This window comes from Afipia sp. OHSU_II-C1, from assembly GCF_000497575.1.
Taxonomy (GTDB): Bacteria; Pseudomonadota; Alphaproteobacteria; order Rhizobiales; family Xanthobacteraceae; genus Afipia.
Genome location: NZ_APJI01000015.1, coordinates 74,423 through 91,152, shown reverse-complemented (window position 1 = coordinate 91,152; position 16,730 = coordinate 74,423). Strand labels below are relative to the sequence as shown.

General features: G+C 62.2%; 17 protein-coding genes. 10 read left to right on the top strand and 7 right to left on the bottom strand.

The features are described 5' to 3' along the window. Positions 1-124 precede the first annotated feature (124 nt). The 5 genes from thrC to I554_RS0117015 all read left to right on the top strand — a co-directional run bounded on the left by thrC (position 125) and on the right by I554_RS0117015 (position 4,722). Positions 125-1,543, top strand: a complete 1,419-nt coding sequence (gene thrC / locus I554_RS0117035; RefSeq protein ID WP_024577235.1) for a threonine synthase — start codon at positions 125-127, stop codon at positions 1,541-1,543. After that, positions 1,540-2,829 (top strand): pitrilysin family protein, encoded by a 1,290-nt coding sequence (locus tag I554_RS0117030; protein WP_024577236.1) that lies wholly within the window; start codon positions 1,540-1,542, stop codon positions 2,827-2,829. Before thrC ends, I554_RS0117030 begins: the two co-directional genes overlap by 4 nt. Before the next feature lie 6 nt (positions 2,830-2,835). After that, positions 2,836-3,240, top strand: coding sequence for a YbaN family protein (locus I554_RS0117025; RefSeq protein ID WP_024577237.1), 405 nt, complete (start codon positions 2,836-2,838; stop codon positions 3,238-3,240). A 101-nt stretch (positions 3,241-3,341) separates the two neighbouring features. Next, entirely contained in the window at positions 3,342-3,929 is a 588-nt protein-coding gene (locus I554_RS0117020; RefSeq protein ID WP_024577238.1) for a GNAT family protein, read from the top strand. A 151-nt stretch (positions 3,930-4,080) separates the two neighbouring features. Next, on the top strand, positions 4,081-4,722 hold the full coding sequence (locus I554_RS0117015; RefSeq protein ID WP_244432775.1) for a hypothetical protein: 642 nt from the start codon (positions 4,081-4,083) through the stop codon (positions 4,720-4,722). A 73-nt stretch (positions 4,723-4,795) separates the two neighbouring features. Here the strand turns inward: I554_RS0117015 and I554_RS0117010 are convergent, their stop codons facing one another. The 5 genes from I554_RS0117010 to I554_RS0116990 form a co-directional block, all read right to left on the bottom strand. Further along, the gene (locus tag I554_RS0117010; RefSeq protein WP_024577240.1) at positions 4,796-5,278 is read right to left on the bottom strand and encodes an ATP F0F1 synthase subunit B; all 483 of its coding nucleotides are present in this window, start codon (positions 5,276-5,278) and stop codon (positions 4,796-4,798) included. A 5-nt stretch (positions 5,279-5,283) separates the two neighbouring features. Continuing rightward, positions 5,284-5,841, bottom strand: coding sequence for a F0F1 ATP synthase subunit B (locus tag I554_RS0117005; RefSeq protein ID WP_024577241.1), 558 nt, complete (start codon positions 5,839-5,841; stop codon positions 5,284-5,286). Between the two features lie 66 nt (positions 5,842-5,907). Continuing rightward, the gene (locus I554_RS0117000; RefSeq protein ID WP_006022884.1) at positions 5,908-6,135 is read right to left on the bottom strand and encodes a F0F1 ATP synthase subunit C; all 228 of its coding nucleotides are present in this window, start codon (positions 6,133-6,135) and stop codon (positions 5,908-5,910) included. 62 nt (positions 6,136-6,197) lie between these two features. Further along, positions 6,198-6,947, bottom strand: coding sequence for a F0F1 ATP synthase subunit A (locus I554_RS0116995; protein WP_024577242.1), 750 nt, complete (start codon positions 6,945-6,947; stop codon positions 6,198-6,200). Positions 6,948-7,049: 102 nt separating this feature from the next. Further along, positions 7,050-7,430 (bottom strand): AtpZ/AtpI family protein, encoded by a 381-nt coding sequence (locus tag I554_RS0116990; RefSeq protein WP_024577243.1) that lies wholly within the window; start codon positions 7,428-7,430, stop codon positions 7,050-7,052. 276 nt (positions 7,431-7,706) lie between these two features. On the opposite strand from I554_RS0116990, the gene I554_RS0116985 reads away from it, so the two are divergent. Together I554_RS0116985 and I554_RS0116980 are read left to right on the top strand one after the other, a co-directional pair. Then, a complete protein-coding gene (locus tag I554_RS0116985) occupies positions 7,707-8,330 on the top strand; it encodes a 2-hydroxychromene-2-carboxylate isomerase (protein WP_024577244.1) in 624 nt (207 codons plus the stop codon). Positions 8,331-8,430: 100 nt separating this feature from the next. Next, entirely contained in the window at positions 8,431-8,907 is a 477-nt protein-coding gene (locus I554_RS0116980) for a hypothetical protein (RefSeq protein ID WP_029659510.1), read from the top strand. Positions 8,908-9,013: 106 nt separating this feature from the next. Here the strand turns inward: I554_RS0116980 and I554_RS0116975 are convergent, their stop codons facing one another. Continuing rightward, a complete protein-coding gene (locus tag I554_RS0116975) occupies positions 9,014-10,678 on the bottom strand; it encodes an MFS transporter (RefSeq protein ID WP_024577246.1) in 1,665 nt (554 codons plus the stop codon). Between the two features lie 290 nt (positions 10,679-10,968). On the opposite strand from I554_RS0116975, the gene I554_RS0116970 reads away from it, so the two are divergent. Then, entirely contained in the window at positions 10,969-11,643 is a 675-nt protein-coding gene (locus I554_RS0116970; RefSeq protein WP_024577247.1) for a response regulator transcription factor, read from the top strand. A 43-nt stretch (positions 11,644-11,686) separates the two neighbouring features. Continuing rightward, entirely contained in the window at positions 11,687-12,334 is a 648-nt protein-coding gene (locus I554_RS0116965) for an HAD-IA family hydrolase (RefSeq protein WP_024577248.1), read from the top strand. A 9-nt stretch (positions 12,335-12,343) separates the two neighbouring features. On the opposite strand, the gene I554_RS0116960 is transcribed toward I554_RS0116965, so the two are convergent. Continuing rightward, positions 12,344-15,850: a NahK/ErcS family hybrid sensor histidine kinase/response regulator gene (locus I554_RS0116960; RefSeq protein ID WP_024577249.1), complete on the bottom strand. Its 3,507-nt coding sequence runs from the start codon at positions 15,848-15,850 to the stop codon at positions 12,344-12,346. 224 nt (positions 15,851-16,074) lie between these two features. Between I554_RS0116960 and I554_RS0116955 the strand changes: the two genes are divergently transcribed. Continuing rightward, the gene (locus I554_RS0116955) at positions 16,075-16,728 is read left to right on the top strand and encodes a response regulator (protein ID WP_024577250.1); all 654 of its coding nucleotides are present in this window, start codon (positions 16,075-16,077) and stop codon (positions 16,726-16,728) included. The last annotated feature ends 2 nt before the right edge of the window (positions 16,729-16,730 follow it).

Below are 16,730 nucleotides of genomic sequence, written 5' to 3'. Positions count from 1 at the left end.
CCGTTTGGCTTCCTTGTGAAGGCAAAGCTCAGCCGATATGGTGCGGCTTGATCCGGCCGTTTGTCGGATAATTTATCCATCATTATCAAAGGCTTGCTTCAGGCTTGAGCCTTTGGAGGATCGCTTGACGAGCTATATTTCGACACGGGGCGAAGCTCCCCGGCTGGGCTTCTGCGATGTGATGCTGACCGGGCTTGCCCGCGACGGCGGCCTCTATGTGCCGGAGGTCTGGCCGCAACTCAGCCCCGAGATCATCGCGGGTTTTTTCGGCCGCCCGTACTGGGAAGTCGCGGTCGAGGTGATTCGTCCGTTCGTTGCGGATGAAATCTCCGAAGCCGACCTCGGCCGCATGGCCGTTGAGGCCTATGCCACCTTCCGTCACCCTGCAGTGGTGCCGCTCAGCCAGATCGCGCCGGATCGTTTCGTGCTCGAACTGTTTCACGGCCCGACGCTGGCCTTCAAGGACGTGGCGATGCAGTTGCTGTCGCGGCTGATGGATCATGTGCTGGCGAAGCGCGGGCAGCGCACCACCATCGTGGTTGCGACATCGGGCGATACCGGCGGTGCCGCAGTCGATGCCTTCGCCGGCCGCGACAACGCCGATCTCATTGTGCTGTTTCCGAACGGGCGCATTTCCGATGTGCAGCGGCGCATGATGACCACCAGCGGCGCGGCCAACGTTCATGCGCTGGCGATCGAAGGCACCTTCGATGACTGTCAGGGAATCGTGAAGGGCCTGTTCAACCATCACAAGTTCCGCGACTCAGTCTCGCTGTCCGGTGTGAACTCGATCAACTGGGCGCGCATCGTGGCGCAGGTCGTCTACTATTTCACGTCGGCGGTTGCCCTGGGTGCGCCTGCGCGCGAGGTGGACTTCACCGTGCCGACCGGAAATTTCGGCGACATCTTCGCCGGCTATGTCGCCAAGCGCATGGGCCTTCCGGTCCGGCGTCTGCGGATCGCCGCCAACGTCAACGACATTCTGGCGCGCACGCTCAAGACCGGCATCTATGAAGTGAAGCAGGTCCATGCGACCACGTCGCCATCGATGGACATCCAGATATCGTCAAACTTCGAGCGGCTGCTGTTCGAAGCTACCGGCCGCGACAGTGCGATGATCCGCGCGCTGATGGGCTCGCTGGCGCAGTCGGGACGTTTCGTGCTGAGTGATGCGGTGTTGAAACAGGTCCGCGAGGACTTCGATGCGGGCCGCGCCGACGAGACCGAAACCAGCGCCGCGATCCGCGCCGCATGGAAGGAGGCTGGTGAACTGGTCGATCCGCATACCGCGGTGGCGCTCGCGGTCGCCGATCAGGACAAGCCGGTCTCGACCGTGCCGAACATCGTGCTCTCGACGGCGCATGCCGCCAAGTTCCCCGATGCCGTCGAAGCGGCGTGTGGTGTCCGTCCGGCGCTTCCGGCATGGCTCGACGGCCTGATGACAAGGTCCGAACACATCAAGGTCATGAAGAACGATCAGACCGAGGTCGAACGGTTCATTCTCTCGGTGAGCCGTGCTGCCAAGCAGGGAGTTGCCGGATGAGCGTCAACGTCACCAAGCTGCCTTCGGGTCTGACGGTTGTCACCGACACCATGGCGCACATCGAGACGGCGGCGCTTGGCGTATGGACCGGCGTCGGCGGCCGCGACGAGAAGCTGGACGAGCACGGCATGTCGCATCTCCTCGAGCACATGGCGTTCAAGGGGACGACGCGGCGGACCTCGCAGCAGATCGCTGAGGAAATCGAGGCGGTCGGCGGCGATCTCAATGCCGCCACCAGCAACGAGACGACCGCGTATTACGCGCGGGTGCTGAAGGCCGATGTGCCGCTGGCGCTCGATGTGCTGTCGGACATTCTTGCCAATCCGTCGTTCGATGCCGAAGAACTGGAACGCGAGAAGAGCGTGATCGAGCAGGAGATCGGCGCCGCGCAGGATACGCCGGACGATGTAATCTTCGAACACCTCAGCGAGCTGAGTTATCCGGACCAGCCGCTCGGCCGCTCGCTGCTTGGTACGCCGCAGACGCTAGCCAGTTTCAATCGTGACAATCTGCACAACTACCTGACCACGCATTATCGCGGTCCCGACATGGTGGTCGCCGCCGCCGGTGCGGTCGATCATAAACATGTCGTCGCCGAGGCCGAGCAGCGCTTTGCGAGTTTCGAGGGCACACCGGCGCCGAAACCTGTGCCCGCGATGTTCGGCAAGGGCGGCTCGCGCGTCATTCACCGCGATCTCGAGCAGGCGCATCTGACACTGGCGCTTGAAGGTGTGCCGCAATCGGATATGTCGCTGTTCAGCCTGCAGGTCTTCACCAACATTCTCGGCGGCGGCATGTCGTCGCGGCTGTTCCAGGAAGTGCGCGAGAAGCGCGGGCTCTGCTATTCGATCTACACCTTCCACGCCGCCTATTCCGACACTGGATTCTTCGGGCTCTATACCGGCACCGATCCTGCCGATGCGCCGGAGATGGTGGAAGTCATCGTTGATGAAATGAACAACGCGGTCGAGACGCTGACTGAAAAGGAGATCGCCCGCTCCAAGGCGCAGATGAAGGCTGGCCTCCTGATGGGCATGGAGAGCTGCAGTGCCCGCGCCGAGCAGATGGCGCGGCACATTCTGGCTTATGGACGCCCGCTGACCGTGGACGAACTGGTGGCACGGATCGATGCTGTCAGTGTGGAATCGGCCCGTAATGCCGCGCGCGGATTGCTCAGCCGCAGCCGTCCGGTCGTTGTCGCTCTGGGCGGCGGCCGCGGGCTCGATACCGCGGTCAGCCTTGCCGAGGGCCTTGCGCGGCCGAAGGCCAAGGCGCTGCTGCACTGAGCCGCCATGGAGAACGCGAGCGGTGATCCTGTAAAGGCTCCGCGCTCGTCGCGTCTTGCACGGGCCTTCTTCCTCGGTCTTGGGTTTGTCTTCGTCGCGCTTGGCGTGATCGGCGCCTTTTTGCCCGTGCTGCCGACAACGCCTTTCCTGATCCTGGCGGCGGCGTGTTTCGCCCGGTCCTCTCCGAGGTTCGAGACCTGGCTTTTGGAGCACGAGCGCTTTGGGCCGACGTTGCGCGAATGGCGTTTGCGCGGGGCCATTCCGCACAGGGCGAAGATGGCGGCGCTTGCCGGGATGATTGTGGGCTTCACCCTGTTCTGGATCGTCGCCGATCCCGGCCTGCCGCTGACACTTGCCGTCGCCGGACTGATGCTGACAGGCCTTGCTTACGTGTTTTCGAGGCCCTCGTAGTTTTTTGATCGCGCCGCCGGCCGGATCGGAATAGCCGGAAAACTGTGCTAGAAAAGGTACGTGGATGCAGAGTGAGCATCCGGATACGGGAAGGGTTCTGGATGGCCCTGTTTCGCTTGCCAACGTCGACGGCTCCCGCGCTTGCCCCGCGCGGACATGGGCTTTTGCTGCGCGCGCCGCAAATGCCGGATTACGTGCAGTGGAGCGAACTGCGCGAGATGAGCCGGCTGTTCCTGACGCCGTGGGAGCCGATCTGGCCATCCGATGACCTGACGCGCTCGGGATTCCGCCGCCGGCTCCGCCGCTACGCCGAGGATATTGCCGAGGACAGGGCCTATCCGTTCCTGGTGTTTCGCGAGAGCGATGGTGTGCTCCTCGGCGGCGTGACGTTGGCCAATGTGCGGCGCGGCATCGTGCAGGCGGGAACACTCGGCTACTGGGTGGGGCAGCCGTATGCCGGCAAGGGCTATATGACCGGGGCATTGCGGATCTTGCTGCCGACCCTGTTCGGTGAACTCAATCTGCATCGCATCGAGGCCGCCTGCATCCCCACCAACCAGTCCTCGATCCGGGTGCTGGAGAAGTGCGGCTTCGCCCGCGAGGGCCTGGCGCGGCGCTACCTGTGCATCAACGGGGTCTGGCAGGACCATTATCTGTACGGCCTGTTAGATGAGGATTTCCGCGGTTAACCAGCCCGTTTGTGGACTGTCTTGCGCCTTTGGTTCGCCGTCTTTGCCCTGCTATAAGGCCGTCTGATCCTTTCCTTTTCCGAACCTTTACGATCCTCGGGGCCGACTGGAAGCAATGATGGCGGGTGACAGGCGTTTGAAGTGCGCGGCAATGGCTGTGCTGGCTGTGGCAGCGACAACGGCGTTATCGGGCTGCGGTGGCGGCAGCATGTTCGGCGGTTCATCCGGCAGTTCATCCAGCGGCTCTTCCTCCATCGGCAGCAAGTTCAGCCAGCTGTTCGGCTCGAAATCGCAGGAGGCCACCACGTCGGCCACGCCGTCGTCACAGGCGACCGAGAACAGCGATCTATCCTGTCCAAGCGTTGCGATCCGTTTTGGTGCGTCCACGCTTGCGGTCGGGACGCCGGGCAAACCGGCTTCCGGCAACGATCTGCGCTATCAGGGGTCGATCACGCGCACCGCGCGCGACTGCAATCTGCAGGGCGGCCAGATCACCGCGCGAATCGGCGTGATGGGCCGGATCATCACCGGCCCCGCGGGGGCGCCGCCGACCGTCGATGTGCCGATGCGCGTTGCGCTCGTGCAGGAGGGCGCACCGGAGAAAGTCATTGTCACCAAGGCGTTCCGCACCTCGGTGGCGCTCGAGGGGGACAACACCGAGTTCAGTATCGTTGCTGAGGACCTTGTCTATCCGACGCCCACCGAGGCGGCGAACGACAAGTACATTTTCTATGTCGGCTTCGATCCCGCGGCGCTCAAGCCAGAACCTGCGGCGCGCAAGCGCAAGAAATAGCACGCATCATTCACGCCTAAAGAAAAAGCCGGCCTCGAATCAACGAGGCCGGCTTTTTTGATGATGTGAGCGCTTAGTTCAGCTTGCTGCGGACGTCCTGAATGCCCTTGGCGATCAGGTCGCTGGCGACCTGGCCCTTCACCGACTGCGTCATGATCGACGAGGCGGCGCTGACAGCGGCTTCGGCCGCGGCAGCGCGGACATCCGCGATGGCCTGGCTTTCGGCCTGGGCGATCTTGTTCTCCGCGGTCTTGGTGCGGCGGGCGACAAAATCTTCCATCTTCGCCTTGGCTTCGGCCGCGATGCGCTCGGCATCGGCCTTGGCGTTGGCAACGATATCCTGTGCCTCACGCTCGGCGCTGGCGCGGCGGGCGCGATATTCGGCGACCAGCTTGTTGGCCTCTTCCTTGAGGCGGCGGGCGTCATCGAGTTCTTTCTGGATGCGATCGCGGCGATGATCCAGCGCTTGCAGGATCGTGCGGTGAACGCCGAAATAGCCGAACACACCCATCAGGATGACGAAAGCGACGGCAACCCAGAATTCTGCTTGGAACATCGTCGTTATCCCTTCAAGGACGCATCGACGGCGCTTTCGACAGCCTTGCTGTCGGGCGCAACGCCGGTGAGACGCTGAACGATGGCAGTCGCCGCATCGGATGCGATCGAGCTAACATTGCCCATCGCGGTTGCGCGCGTTGAGGCAATGGTCTTCTCGGCATCGGCAAGCTTGGTCGCAAGGCTGGTTTCCAGCGCCTTGCGGTCGCTTTCGGCCTGTGCGTTCAGCTTGTCGCGCGTTTCCGAACCGATCGCCTGAGCCCGCGCCCGCGCATCGGCAAGCTCGGTCTCATAGGCCTTGAGAGCCTGATCGGATTCGTCCTTCAGCTTCTGCGCCTCGGCCAGATCGTTTTCGATCACGCCTTCGCGGTTCGCTATGATGCCGCCGACGCGCGGAAGCGCGAACTTCGACACGATGAAGTAAAGCAGCGCAAAGGCGATCGCGAACGACACCAGCTGCGAGGCAAACGTCTCCTTCTGGAAAGGCGGGAAACCCGCCTTGCCATGACCGTCTGCCTCGGTGTGGGCGGTCGTGCCCTTTGCAGTGCCCTGACCCGTCGCCATGAGCGTCTCCTGTTGGCGTCAGCCGCGGCTCAATGAGGCCGCGGCAAACGCATCATCCGGTCTGACTTAGACGGCGAACAGCAGCAGCAGCGCGATCAGCAGCGAGAAGATGCCGAGCGCTTCCGTCACGGCGAAGCCGAAGATCAGGTTTGCGAACTGGCCCTGCGAAGCCGACGGGTTGCGAAGCGCTCCGTTGAGGAACTGGCTGAAGATCATGCCGACGCCGATACCTGCGCCGCCCATGCCGAGACAAGCGATGCCGGCGCCGATGTACTTTGCTGCAACTGGATCCATAGTGAAACTCCTTCTGGGATGTTGGTGTCAGTGGATAAGTGAAATCCGGCCAGTGTCCGAGGTCAGTGTCCGGGATGAAGTGCGTCGTTGAGGTAGATGCAGGTCAGGATGGTGAAGACGTAGGCCTGCAGGAAAGCCACGAGAATTTCGAGGCCGGTGAGCGCGGTCGTCATCGCCAGCGGCAATATCGAACCGAAAATGCCCACAGCGCCGAGCGCGCTCAGCGACGTTACGAATCCCGCAAACACCTTGAGGGTGATGTGACCTGCCAGCATGTTCGCGAACAGACGCACGGAGTGGGACACCGGCCGCGACAGGAACGAGATCACCTCGATCACCATGATGAGCGGCAGGATATAAAGCGGAATGCCTGACGGGACGAACAGCTTGAAGAACTTCAAGCCGTTCTTATACAGCCCGTAGAGCAGCACGGTCAGGAACACCATCAGCGCCAGCGCCACGGTCACGATGAGATGGCTGGTGACGGTGAAGGTGTAGGGAATGATGCCGATCATGTTCGCAGTCAGGATGAACATGAACAGCGAGAACACGAACGGGAAGAACTTCATGCCTTCGTCGCCGACGCTTTCTCTCAGAGTGTTGCCGACGAATTCGTAGGATAGTTCGGCAACAGACTGGAAGCGGCCCGGAACGAGGGCGCGCGCGGCGCTGCCGCCGATCATCAGCAGCGAAACGACTGCGACCGCGCCGAACATGTAGGCGGAGGAGTTGGTGAAAGCGATCTCCTGACCACCGATGTGGCCCAGCGAGAAGATCTTGTGGATCTCAAATTGATGGATCGGATCGGCCATCCACGTTCGTCTTTCATCTTTGCCGGCAAGCCGGACAGTCATACCCGCCAGAGAGCTGGCTTGAAATTCCAGGCGATTCCCAAGGACCGGTCGCGGGACCTGTCAGGAGCGGTCGGACGCATCGCGGTTGGCAACGCCGGCTGCCCGCATCACGTTAATCACGCCGGCAGTGAAGCCGAGCAGAAAAAACACGATCAGACCCCAAGGGGACGTCGAAAACAGACGGTCGATGCCCCAGCCGATGACCGCTCCGACAAGGACACCTGCGATCAATTCGGAGGAGAGGCGAAACCCCTTTGCCATCGCTGACGCGTTGGCGGAGGCTGCCCCGCTTCCCGACTGATCTGTCTGGTTCTTGCGGCCGTTCCGGACTTCGGAAAGCCGATGATTCAGACGTGCGAGCCTTGCGGAGAGCGCAGTTTCTTCGGCCGACGGTTTGTCTCGTCCATTGTCGCCGCGACCTTTGTTGTGTGCGCCCACCATGATGTCGACACCCACGCCCCGCCGCGCGATTTCAGAAAAACGCCCCGCCACCCACGAAAACCGCGCGGACCATACTGACGGCCTACGGTCAAGTCAAGATTGCCTGATTGACATGTATCGCTTTGAAATAACTTACGAAATCGGAGAAAAAATCCGGCCGCTGCGCGCACTCGCCGCACTGCGATAACCATGACACACAATGTCGCGTCTTCGGATGCCGTTCGGCCCGGTTATGATAAGACCGAAGTCTCCTGAAATCGTGCTGCCGGAGGATCGATGGCGCGCCAGATTGACTACTATTTTTCGCTGCAGTCGCCATGGGCTTACATCGGACATGCGCTTTTTGAGGATCTTGCCGCCGCGCAACGGCTGAAGGTCAACTACAAGCCGGTTCTCCTGACCGATGTCTTCTCCGAGACCGGCGGCCTGCCGCTGGCGAAACGTCACCCGGCGCGGCAGCGTTATCGGATGATGGAACTGCAGCGCTGGCGCGACAAGCGCGGTCTGAAGTTCAATTTGAAGCCGCGGTTTTTTCCGGGCGACCCGCGGCTTGCCGATGGAGTGGCTGTTGCCGCAGCGGTTGCAGGACTTAATCCCGAGCCGTTCATGCGCCGCGCTTTTGCCGGTCTCTGGGAGCAGGAACTCGATCTTGCAGATCCGGCCACAGTGACGCGGCTGGCCGATGAGGCCGGTCTGCCGGGTGCAAGGCTTGCCGCTGAGGCGACCTCAGCCGAGATCGGCGCGGCCTATGAGCAGAACCGCCAGGATGCGATTGCGTCCGGTGTCTTCGGCTCGCCCTGCTGGGTGCTCGATGGCGAGGTTTTCTGGGGACAGGACCGGATCGAATTGCTGGCCGATGCGTTGAAATCAGGCCGCAAGGCCTACACCTCTGATGTTTGAGGGCAAGGCAGACGTTGGCCGCGATGAGGAGCCCATGGGGTCAGCCGGTATCGTAGTCGAGACATCATCGGCGGCGCTCCGCCGAACGGGGCTTGCCGCGATGGTGTTGGCGGCGGCGGTGATGACTGGCCACGAGGCGCGTGCGCAGGCGATGCCCGAGACCGAAAACGGCCGTTTCACGCTGTCACCTGTCACCGACGGATTCCTGCGGCTCGATACCCGCAACGGCGTGGTGTCGATCTGCACCAACAAGAGCGGCTGGACCTGCCGGCTGGTGCCGGACGAGCGTGCCGCGCTCGATACCGAGATCGGCCGGCTTCAGGCCGACAACAAGAAGCTGCGCGAGCAACTGGCCCAGCGCGATACGGTCAGCGGCAAGACCGATGCGCCGCTGGCCAAGGAAGATTCGAAGAAAAGCGCACAGGCTGCGCCCGGCAGCAAGCCGTCGCCTGACGGAAAGATCGAACTGCAATTGCCGCCGGAGCACGAAAAGCTGATGGCGCTGATCGAGCGGGTCTGGGAGCGGCTGATCGATATGGCGAACCGCATGCAGAAAAAGCTGTCCGAGAAAATCTGAGATTTCAAAATCTGAAATTCAATGGCGCAAAAAAAGCGGCCGCGGAGCGATCCGCGGCCGTTGTGTTTGAAAGGTCAGGCGGAGCGATCCGCCTGGCCTTCAATCGTTACTTGCTGATATCGACGTCCTTGGTTTCCGGCAGGAAGAAGAAGCCGATCACCACGGTGATCAAGGCGAAGATCACCGGATACCAGAGGCCCGCATAGATATCGCCGGTCGATGCCACGATCGCGAATGACGTCGCGGGCAACAGACCGCCGAACCAGCCGTTGCCGATATGGTAGGGCAGCGACATCGAGGTGTAGCGGATCTTGGTCGGGAACAGTTCGACCAGCATCGCGGCGATCGGGCCGTACACCATGGTGACGTAGATCACGAGGATGAACAGCAGTCCGATGATCGCGGCCACCTGCGGTTTGAAGATGTCGAACGGATGCGACATCTTCGCGAGCGTCGGGTTGGCGCCGCGCTTCGGATAACCTGCCGCCTGAAGGGCAGCCGTCGCACTGGCATTCGAATCCGCCGGCTTGGTGTAAGGCACTTCGGTGCCGTTGATCGAGATCTTCACCGGCGAGCCGGCAGGACCTGCAACGGTGTCATACTTGACCGAGGACTTCGCGAGGAAGTCGCGGGCAAGGTCGCAAGGCGCGGTGAACACGCGGGTGCCGACCGGATTGAACAGGTCGCCGCAGCCCTTCGGATCTGCGATCACCGAAACCTTCACCGTCTCGATGGCCTTTTCCAGCTGCGGGTTGGCGTTGCTGGAAATCATACGGAAGATCGGGAAGAAAGTCAGAGCCGCGATCAGACAGCCGGCGAGGATGATCGGCTTGCGGCCGATCTTGTCCGACAGCGCACCGAACACGATGAAGAAGCCGGTGCCCAACAGCAGCGACCACGCGATCAGCAGGTTCGCGGTGTAGCCGTCGACCTGCAGAATCGATTGCAGGAAGAACAGTGCGTAGAACTGGCCCGTGTACCAGACCACGCCCTGGCCCATCACGCCGCCGAGCAGCGCGATCAGCACGAGCTTGGCGTTGCTCCAGTTGCCGAAGGCTTCGGTCAAAGGCGCTTTCGAGCCCTTGCCTTCATCCTTCATTTTCTGGAACACCGGCGATTCATTCAGCTTCAGCCGGATGATGACGGAGACGCCGAGCAGAACCACCGAGAGCAGGAACGGAATGCGCCAGCCCCATGCCGCGAAGTCGGCTTCACCGAGAATGGTGCGGGTGAAGAGAATGACCAGCAGCGACAGGAACAGGCCGAGTGTCGCGGTCGTCTGAATGAACGAAGTGTAGTAGCCGCGCTTGCCGGGAGGCGAATGCTCCGCGACGTAGGTCGCCGCACCGCCGTACTCGCCGCCGAGCGCAAGGCCCTGCAGCAGGCGCAGGGCGATCAGAATGATCGGAGCCGCGATGCCGATGGTGGCAGCGTTCGGGAGCAGGCCGACGATGAAGGTCGACAGACCCATGATGAGGATCGTGACAAGGAAGGTATACTTGCGGCCGACGAGATCGCCGATGCGGCCGAACACGATGGCGCCGAACGGGCGCACCAGGAAGCCGGCGGCGAAAGCCAGCAGTGCGAAGATGTCACGGGTCGCCGGCGGATAGGCGCTGAAGAACTGCGCGCCGATGATCGCGGCGAGCGATCCGTAAAGATAGAAGTCGTACCACTCGAAGACGGTGCCGAGCGACGATGCGAAGATGACGAAACGTTCGTCCTTCGTCATGCCGCCCGCTCGTGGCGAGGTCGTAGTCATTGTGGCCATTTCAAAGCTCCCCAAACGTGTTGCTGAAAATTCGCTTCGCGCGCCGCTCTTTCGCCGGCTGAAAAAGTGCGAGAAGTTCGCAATCAAGGTAACATCGGCGTGAAACCCGGCCCTATAAGACTTTCGGCCAGCCAAATGGGTAGGAAGGGGCACCGTGCAGTGCACAATCGTTGCGATCAGCGACCGGTGAGCTTGTTGTTTTTGTTCCCGGGTTGCATGACTGAACAACGCGGTAAACACTCGAATTCAATATCGTTGCCGGGCCTAATCAGCTATTGCATGCGGAATAAATGACCATCGCCACCAGCACACATCTCGTTGTCGCCGACGATCATCCGCTTTTTCGTGACGCCCTGCGACAAGCAGTCGCGACTGTCGTCGCGTCCGCGCGGATCGATGAAGCGGGGTCGTTCGAGGAGTTAACGGCGCTGCTCGAGCGCGAATCCGACGTCGATCTGATCCTGCTCGATCTGTCGATGCCGGGAATCAGCGGGTTCTCGGGGCTGATCTATCTCCGCGCGCAATTCCCGGCGATCCCTGTCGTGATTGTCTCGGCCAGCGACGACGCCGGCACGATCCGCCGGTCGATGGACTTCGGCGCATCCGGTTTCATTCCCAAGCGCTTTGGCGTCGAGACGTTGCGTGAGGCGATCGGCAGGGTGATGAACGGTGACGTCTGGGTGCCGGCCGATGTCGATCTGTCCGCCGCGGCCGATCCCGACATGACCAGATTGCGGGACCGGCTGGTGACGCTGACGCCCCAGCAGGTCCGGGTGCTGATGATGCTGTCGGAAGGCCTGCTCAACAAGCAGATCGCCTACGAGCTTGGCGTGTCGGAAGCGACGATCAAGGCGCACGTATCCGCCATTCTGCAAAAACTCGGCGTTGAAAGCCGGACCCAGGCGGTGATCGCAGCGGCGAAGATCGCCGGTGGGGAGTGGAAACAGGCTGACCCCGCGAAATAGCCGTCAGCCGGGCGCGAACAGCTTCTGCAAAAGCGATGGATCAATGATTGAGGCAGTGATTTGGGATTTTGGCGGGGTCCTCACCACGTCGCCGTTCGAGGCCTTTGCGCGGTTTGAAAGGGAGCGCGGCCTTCCTCTCGATATCATCCGGCGGACCAACGCCGCGAACCATTTCGAGAATGCGTGGGCGAAGTTCGAGCGCGCCGAAGTGGATCTTGCGACCTTCGATGAGCTGTTCGCGGCGGAATCGCTGGCGCTCGGCGCCGAAGTCCGGGGCCGCGATGTTGTGCCGCTGCTGTCGGGCGATCCGAGGCCGGAGATGGTCGAAGCACTGCGGCGGATCAAGCAGCGATTCAAAACCGGCTGCATCACCAACAATCTTCCCGCCAACGCCATCGGCAGTTCCGGCGGCCGCGCGCTCTACGTCGCGGAGACGATGGCGCTGTTCGATCACGTCATCGAGTCGGCGAAGATCGGCTTGCGCAAACCCGATCCGCGAATCTATCAAATGATGGTTGAGGCGCTGGGCGTCGATCCGAACAGGTGCGTCTATCTCGACGATCTCGGTGTCAACCTGAAGCCGGCGCGGGAGATGGGCATGACCACCATCAAGGTGATCGATGCGCCTCAGGCGATCCGTGATCTGCAGGCTGCGACGGGTCTTGCGCTGGGTGATCTCGTTCGCGCCTGAACCGTTCCTCTATTCGGCGGCCACCATCTGCTGCGCCCGCCACTGCGCGAGCAGCGCGCGAAGCGCCGCCGGCTTGACCGGCTTGTTGAGCACGACGATTCCATCCTCGCGTGCGGCATCGCGCACATGCGGGCTGCGGTCGGCCGTGATCAGGATTGCAGGAATGCCGTCGCCAAACCGCTGCCGGATGTCCCGGATCGCCGCGATGCCGTTGCCGCGGTCGAGATGATAGTCGACCAGCAGCCCGGTCACCCGCTCGTTGGCCGCCGCAATGGCGTCCGCGGCGGTCACCGGATCGACTGCGGCGATCACCTTGGCGTCCCAACCGGTCAGCAGCGTCTTCATGCCGTCGAGAATGGCGCGGTCGTTCTCGATGCAAACGATGAGAGTGCCGCTCATTGGCGCCTTGGACGAGACGCTGGTGCCGGACACCGTCGCGGTATGGGTGACGGTTTTTGCAATCGGCATCGTCACCGAGAAGCGCGATCCGCCGCTGCGGTTCGAATCGACCACGATGCGGTGGTTCAGAACCCGCGCCAGCCGCTCGACAATCGACAGGCCGAGGCCCAGTCCGCGCGCGATCCGGGCGCCCTGATCGAGCCGGTGGAATTCCTTGAAAATCTCGGCGCGCTTCGGAATCGGAATGCCGAGACCAGTGTCATAGATTCCGATTTCGAGCGACTTGCCCCTGCGGCGGCATCCGACCAGAACCCGGCCCTTGGGCGTATACTTGATGGCGTTCGAGATCAGGTTTTGCAGCAGCCGCCGCAGCAGCACACGATCCGAGGAAACTGCAAGCGAGCAGGGCACGAAGGTGAGTTTCAGCTTTCGCGCCTTTGCGATCGGCGCGAACTCCACTTCCAGCGACCGCATCAGGTCGCTCATGCGGAAGCTGGAGATCGACGGCGTCATGGCGCCGGAGTCCAGCCGCGAGATGTCGAGCAGCGCGCCCAGGATTTCCTCGATGGCTTCCAGTGAGTCGTCGATGTTGCCGACAAGGCGGGCATCTTCGCCGCCGTCCTGCCGCTCGACAAGGCTGGTGACATAAAGCCGTGCCGCGTTGAGCGGCTGCAGAATGTCGTGGCTGGCGGCGGCAAGGAAGCGGGTCTTGGAGATGTTGGCTTCCTCGGCGGTGCTCTTGGCCCGCGCCAGTTCGCTGTTGAGGCGCGTCAGTTCCTCGGTGCGTTCGCGAACCCGCTTCTCCAGCGTGGCGTTGGCGCGCTCCAGCGCTTCCGCCGCCTCAAAGCTCGGCGTGATGTCGGAGAAGGTAATCACCAGCGCGCCGCCCGGCATCCGGTTGGCGCGAACCTCCACAACCATGTTGCGGTCGATCAGCCGCTCCAGATAGGGCTCGCCCTCGGTGGTGTAGGCGGCGAGCCGGCGTTGCAGCATGGCAGGATCGGCATCCTCTGTCTGTCCGTTGCTGCCGATGAATTCAAGAATCTCGACCAGCGGAATCCCTATTTGCGAATACTGCGCGGGCAGGTCGAGAATCTCGCCGAATTGCTGGTTCGATGTGATGAGCTGCAATTCCGGATTGAACACCGCGATGCCCTGGCGGACGTGGTTGAGTGCCGTTTGCAGCATCTCGCGATTGAAATGCAGCGCGGTGTGCGCGTCGTCGAGCAGCTTGAGCGCGGCCTTGGCTGACACCGCGCGCTTGCGCAGCAGCAGCGACAGCACAAGCCGCGACGACGCCGCGCCGATCGACGATGCGATCAGATGTTCGGCATGGCGCAGCAGGCGGAAATCCGCAGGCGCCGCACGATCGATATTGACGTGGTGGCTGGCGGCGAAGGTTTCGAACGACTGCTGCGCGCGTTCCGGACCCAGATACTGCGCCACCGTGGTGAGCAGGTCCTGCACCGTCACCGTTGTACGCCAGCGCCTGAAATTCGGCGCGATCGGCGCCAGTTCGTTGGGCACGAACAGATCGGCCTGAACCCGCTCGATCGATGTCGGCTGGCGCAGCAGCGACAGCACGACATAGGTCAGAAGGTTGAGCGACAGGCTCCAGAACACGCCATGGATCAGCGGGGCCATCTCGGTGCCGAGCAGCGCGCGAGGCCTCAGCGCTGAAATGCCGAACAGGCCTTCATTCAGCCAGATCACGCCGCGCGGATCGACGTCGGCGAAGCTCGGCAGGAACAGCGTATAGGCCCACACCGCAAAGCCGATCAGCATGCCGCCCATGGCGCCGCGCGCGGTCGCGCGCCGCCAGAACAGTCCGCCGAGAAAGGCCGGCGCCAGCTGGGCGACGGCGGCAAACGAGAGCAGGCCGATGGCGGCGAGCTGCGCGTTGCCGAGCGCGTGGTAGTAGAGATACGCCATCGCCATGATGGCGAAGATCGCGACCCGACGCACCTTGAGCAGAAAGCCGCCGAAGTTCGCCTTCCCCGCCTGCGCGGCAGGCCGCCGTTTCAACACCAGCGGCACAACGATGTCATTCGACACCATGATCGCGAGCGCCACGCATTCCACGATCACCATCGCGGTGGCCGCGGACAGGCCGCCGATAAACACAATCACGCTGAGCCATGTGGCACCTGCCTGAATCGGCAGCGCCAGCACGTACATGTCGCTGTCGGATGCGCCGAACGGAAAGCTGACGAGGCCGGCAATCGCGATCGGGATCACGAACAGGTTGATCGCGACCAGATAGAGCGGGAACAGCCAGCGTGCGCGGCGAACCTCGGCCTCGGTGGAGTTCTCGACGACGCTGACGTGAAATTGCCGCGGCAGCAGCATGATCGCCAGAAACGAGAGCAGCGTCATGGCGGCGAAGTTGCCGATCGACGGCGCGGTCTCGATGGCACGCACCGCCTCCGGCGTCTTCATGGCGCGCTCCCACAGATCGGCCGGCCCGAACATGACGAAGGTCACGAACACGCCTGCGGCGATGAAGGCCACCAGTTTGACCAGTGATTCTGTCGCGACCGCCAGCATCAGGCCGTGCTGGTGTTCGGTGGCATCGGTCTGACGCGTTCCGAACAGCACCGCGAAGGCAGCAAGCGTAATGGTGACGATAAAGGCGATGTCGCCGATATAGGGAATGCTGGAAACATCCTGATCCTGATTGAGGATCGTTTCCAGCGACGACGCGACGGCCTTCAGTTGAAGCGCGATGTAAGGCACCGAGCCGATGATGGCGATGGCGGCAGCGGTTGCCGCGACCGCCTGGCTCTTGCCGTAGCGTGCGGCAATGAAGTCGGCGATCGAGGTGATGTTCTGCGATTTCGCCAGCTGGATGACGCGCATCAGCAGCGGCGTGCAGAACGCGATCATCAGGATCGGTCCGACATAGATGGCGAGAAACTCGACGCTGGTTCGCGTGGCGAGGCCCACCGAGCCGAAGAACGTCCAGGACGTACAGTAGATCGCCAGCGACAGAGGATAGATGATCGTGCCGAGGCGGCCGCGCTGGACCTGCGTCAGCCGCTCGCCGTAACTTGCGACCACGAACAGCAGGCCGATGTAGCCGAAAGCGGCTGCGATCACGCCCCAGTCATGCAGCATTGAATTAATCCCTGACGTCAGGGCACGATCCTCTCCGAAAACCGGTTCCGACTTTTCGGGACCGCGCTTGGCCAACGCCCGGTGTGACCTTAACCCGGTCCGATATCACGCGCATCTGAACTCGGGGCGTCCGCTGGGCGGACAAGAATATTGGCACACAGGCCCGAATCAGGTACTACACGTAATAGTTGTATTACCAGTGTAACGCACTTCGGGGGCGGGTCATGGGCCAGATGCTACCTGTCAGGGATGCCCCGATCGCTATCGTCGATGACGATGCATCGGTTCGTGATGCGCTGTCGCTGCTGCTGAAAATCGACGGCTTCATCCCGGAAACATTTGCAGACGGCGAGTCATTTCTGGGGTGGTTGCAATCATCTGCCCCGTCTTGCGTCATTCTCGATATTCAGCTTCCGGGCCGTTCCGGGCTCGCGGTACTGAGGCAGCTCGCCGACATCCATTTTGCGCCACCGGTTTTCGTCATGTCCGGTCAATCGGACGTGGCGATGGCGGTGGAAGCCATGAAGCTCGGCGCGCTGGATTTTCTCGAAAAGCCATTTTCTGCCGGTGCCATGATCGAGCGTGTTCGCGAGGCCGTTGTGATCTATCGCCGCTCTGCTGCCGGGCATATCGATGGTCTGGCCGATTTTCCGGGGATCGAGCTTCTCACCCGGCGTGAGCGGGACGTGCTGGGTCAGGTCGCCCACGGCGCATCGAACAAGGAGGCAGGGCGGCGGCTGGGCATCAGCCCGCGGACCATCGAGGTTCACCGCGCGCGCATCATGGACAAACTCGGTGCACGAAATGCCGCCGACCTGATGCGGATCGTGTTGGGGAATGCGCCGTCACCGGTGCGGCAGATCGTCAGAGCCGGCTAAAG

What these genes read in the sequence shown, in the direction of transcription:
- I554_RS0116980 (WP_029659510.1), top strand. Translation starts at nt 8,431, where the DNA reads ATGGTGTTGGCGGCGGCGGTGATGACTGGCCACGAGGCGCGTGCGCAG.
- I554_RS0116990 (WP_024577243.1), bottom strand. Translation starts at nt 7,430, where the DNA reads ATGGTGGGCGCACACAACAAAGGTCGCGGCGACAATGGACGAGACAAA.
- I554_RS0116995 (WP_024577242.1), bottom strand. Translation starts at nt 6,947, where the DNA reads ATGGCCGATCCGATCCATCAATTTGAGATCCACAAGATCTTCTCGCTG.
- I554_RS0116970 (WP_024577247.1), top strand. Translation starts at nt 10,969, where the DNA reads ATGACCATCGCCACCAGCACACATCTCGTTGTCGCCGACGATCATCCG.
- I554_RS0117020 (WP_024577238.1), top strand. Translation starts at nt 3,342, where the DNA reads ATGGCCCTGTTTCGCTTGCCAACGTCGACGGCTCCCGCGCTTGCCCCG.
- I554_RS0117005 (WP_024577241.1), bottom strand. Translation starts at nt 5,841, where the DNA reads ATGGCGACGGGTCAGGGCACTGCAAAGGGCACGACCGCCCACACCGAG.
- I554_RS0117000 (WP_006022884.1), bottom strand. Translation starts at nt 6,135, where the DNA reads ATGGATCCAGTTGCAGCAAAGTACATCGGCGCCGGCATCGCTTGTCTC.
- I554_RS0117025 (WP_024577237.1), top strand. Translation starts at nt 2,836, where the DNA reads ATGGAGAACGCGAGCGGTGATCCTGTAAAGGCTCCGCGCTCGTCGCGT.
- I554_RS0116975 (WP_024577246.1), bottom strand. Translation starts at nt 10,678, where the DNA reads ATGGCCACAATGACTACGACCTCGCCACGAGCGGGCGGCATGACGAAG.
- I554_RS0116985 (WP_024577244.1), top strand. Translation starts at nt 7,707, where the DNA reads ATGGCGCGCCAGATTGACTACTATTTTTCGCTGCAGTCGCCATGGGCT.
- I554_RS0116965 (WP_024577248.1), top strand. Translation starts at nt 11,687, where the DNA reads ATGATTGAGGCAGTGATTTGGGATTTTGGCGGGGTCCTCACCACGTCG.
- I554_RS0116955 (WP_024577250.1), top strand. Translation starts at nt 16,075, where the DNA reads ATGGGCCAGATGCTACCTGTCAGGGATGCCCCGATCGCTATCGTCGAT.
- I554_RS0116960 (WP_024577249.1), bottom strand. Translation starts at nt 15,850, where the DNA reads ATGCTGCATGACTGGGGCGTGATCGCAGCCGCTTTCGGCTACATCGGC.
- I554_RS0117030 (WP_024577236.1), top strand. Translation starts at nt 1,540, where the DNA reads ATGAGCGTCAACGTCACCAAGCTGCCTTCGGGTCTGACGGTTGTCACC.
- I554_RS0117015 (WP_244432775.1), top strand. Translation starts at nt 4,081, where the DNA reads ATGGCTGTGCTGGCTGTGGCAGCGACAACGGCGTTATCGGGCTGCGGT.
- I554_RS0117010 (WP_024577240.1), bottom strand. Translation starts at nt 5,278, where the DNA reads ATGTTCCAAGCAGAATTCTGGGTTGCCGTCGCTTTCGTCATCCTGATG.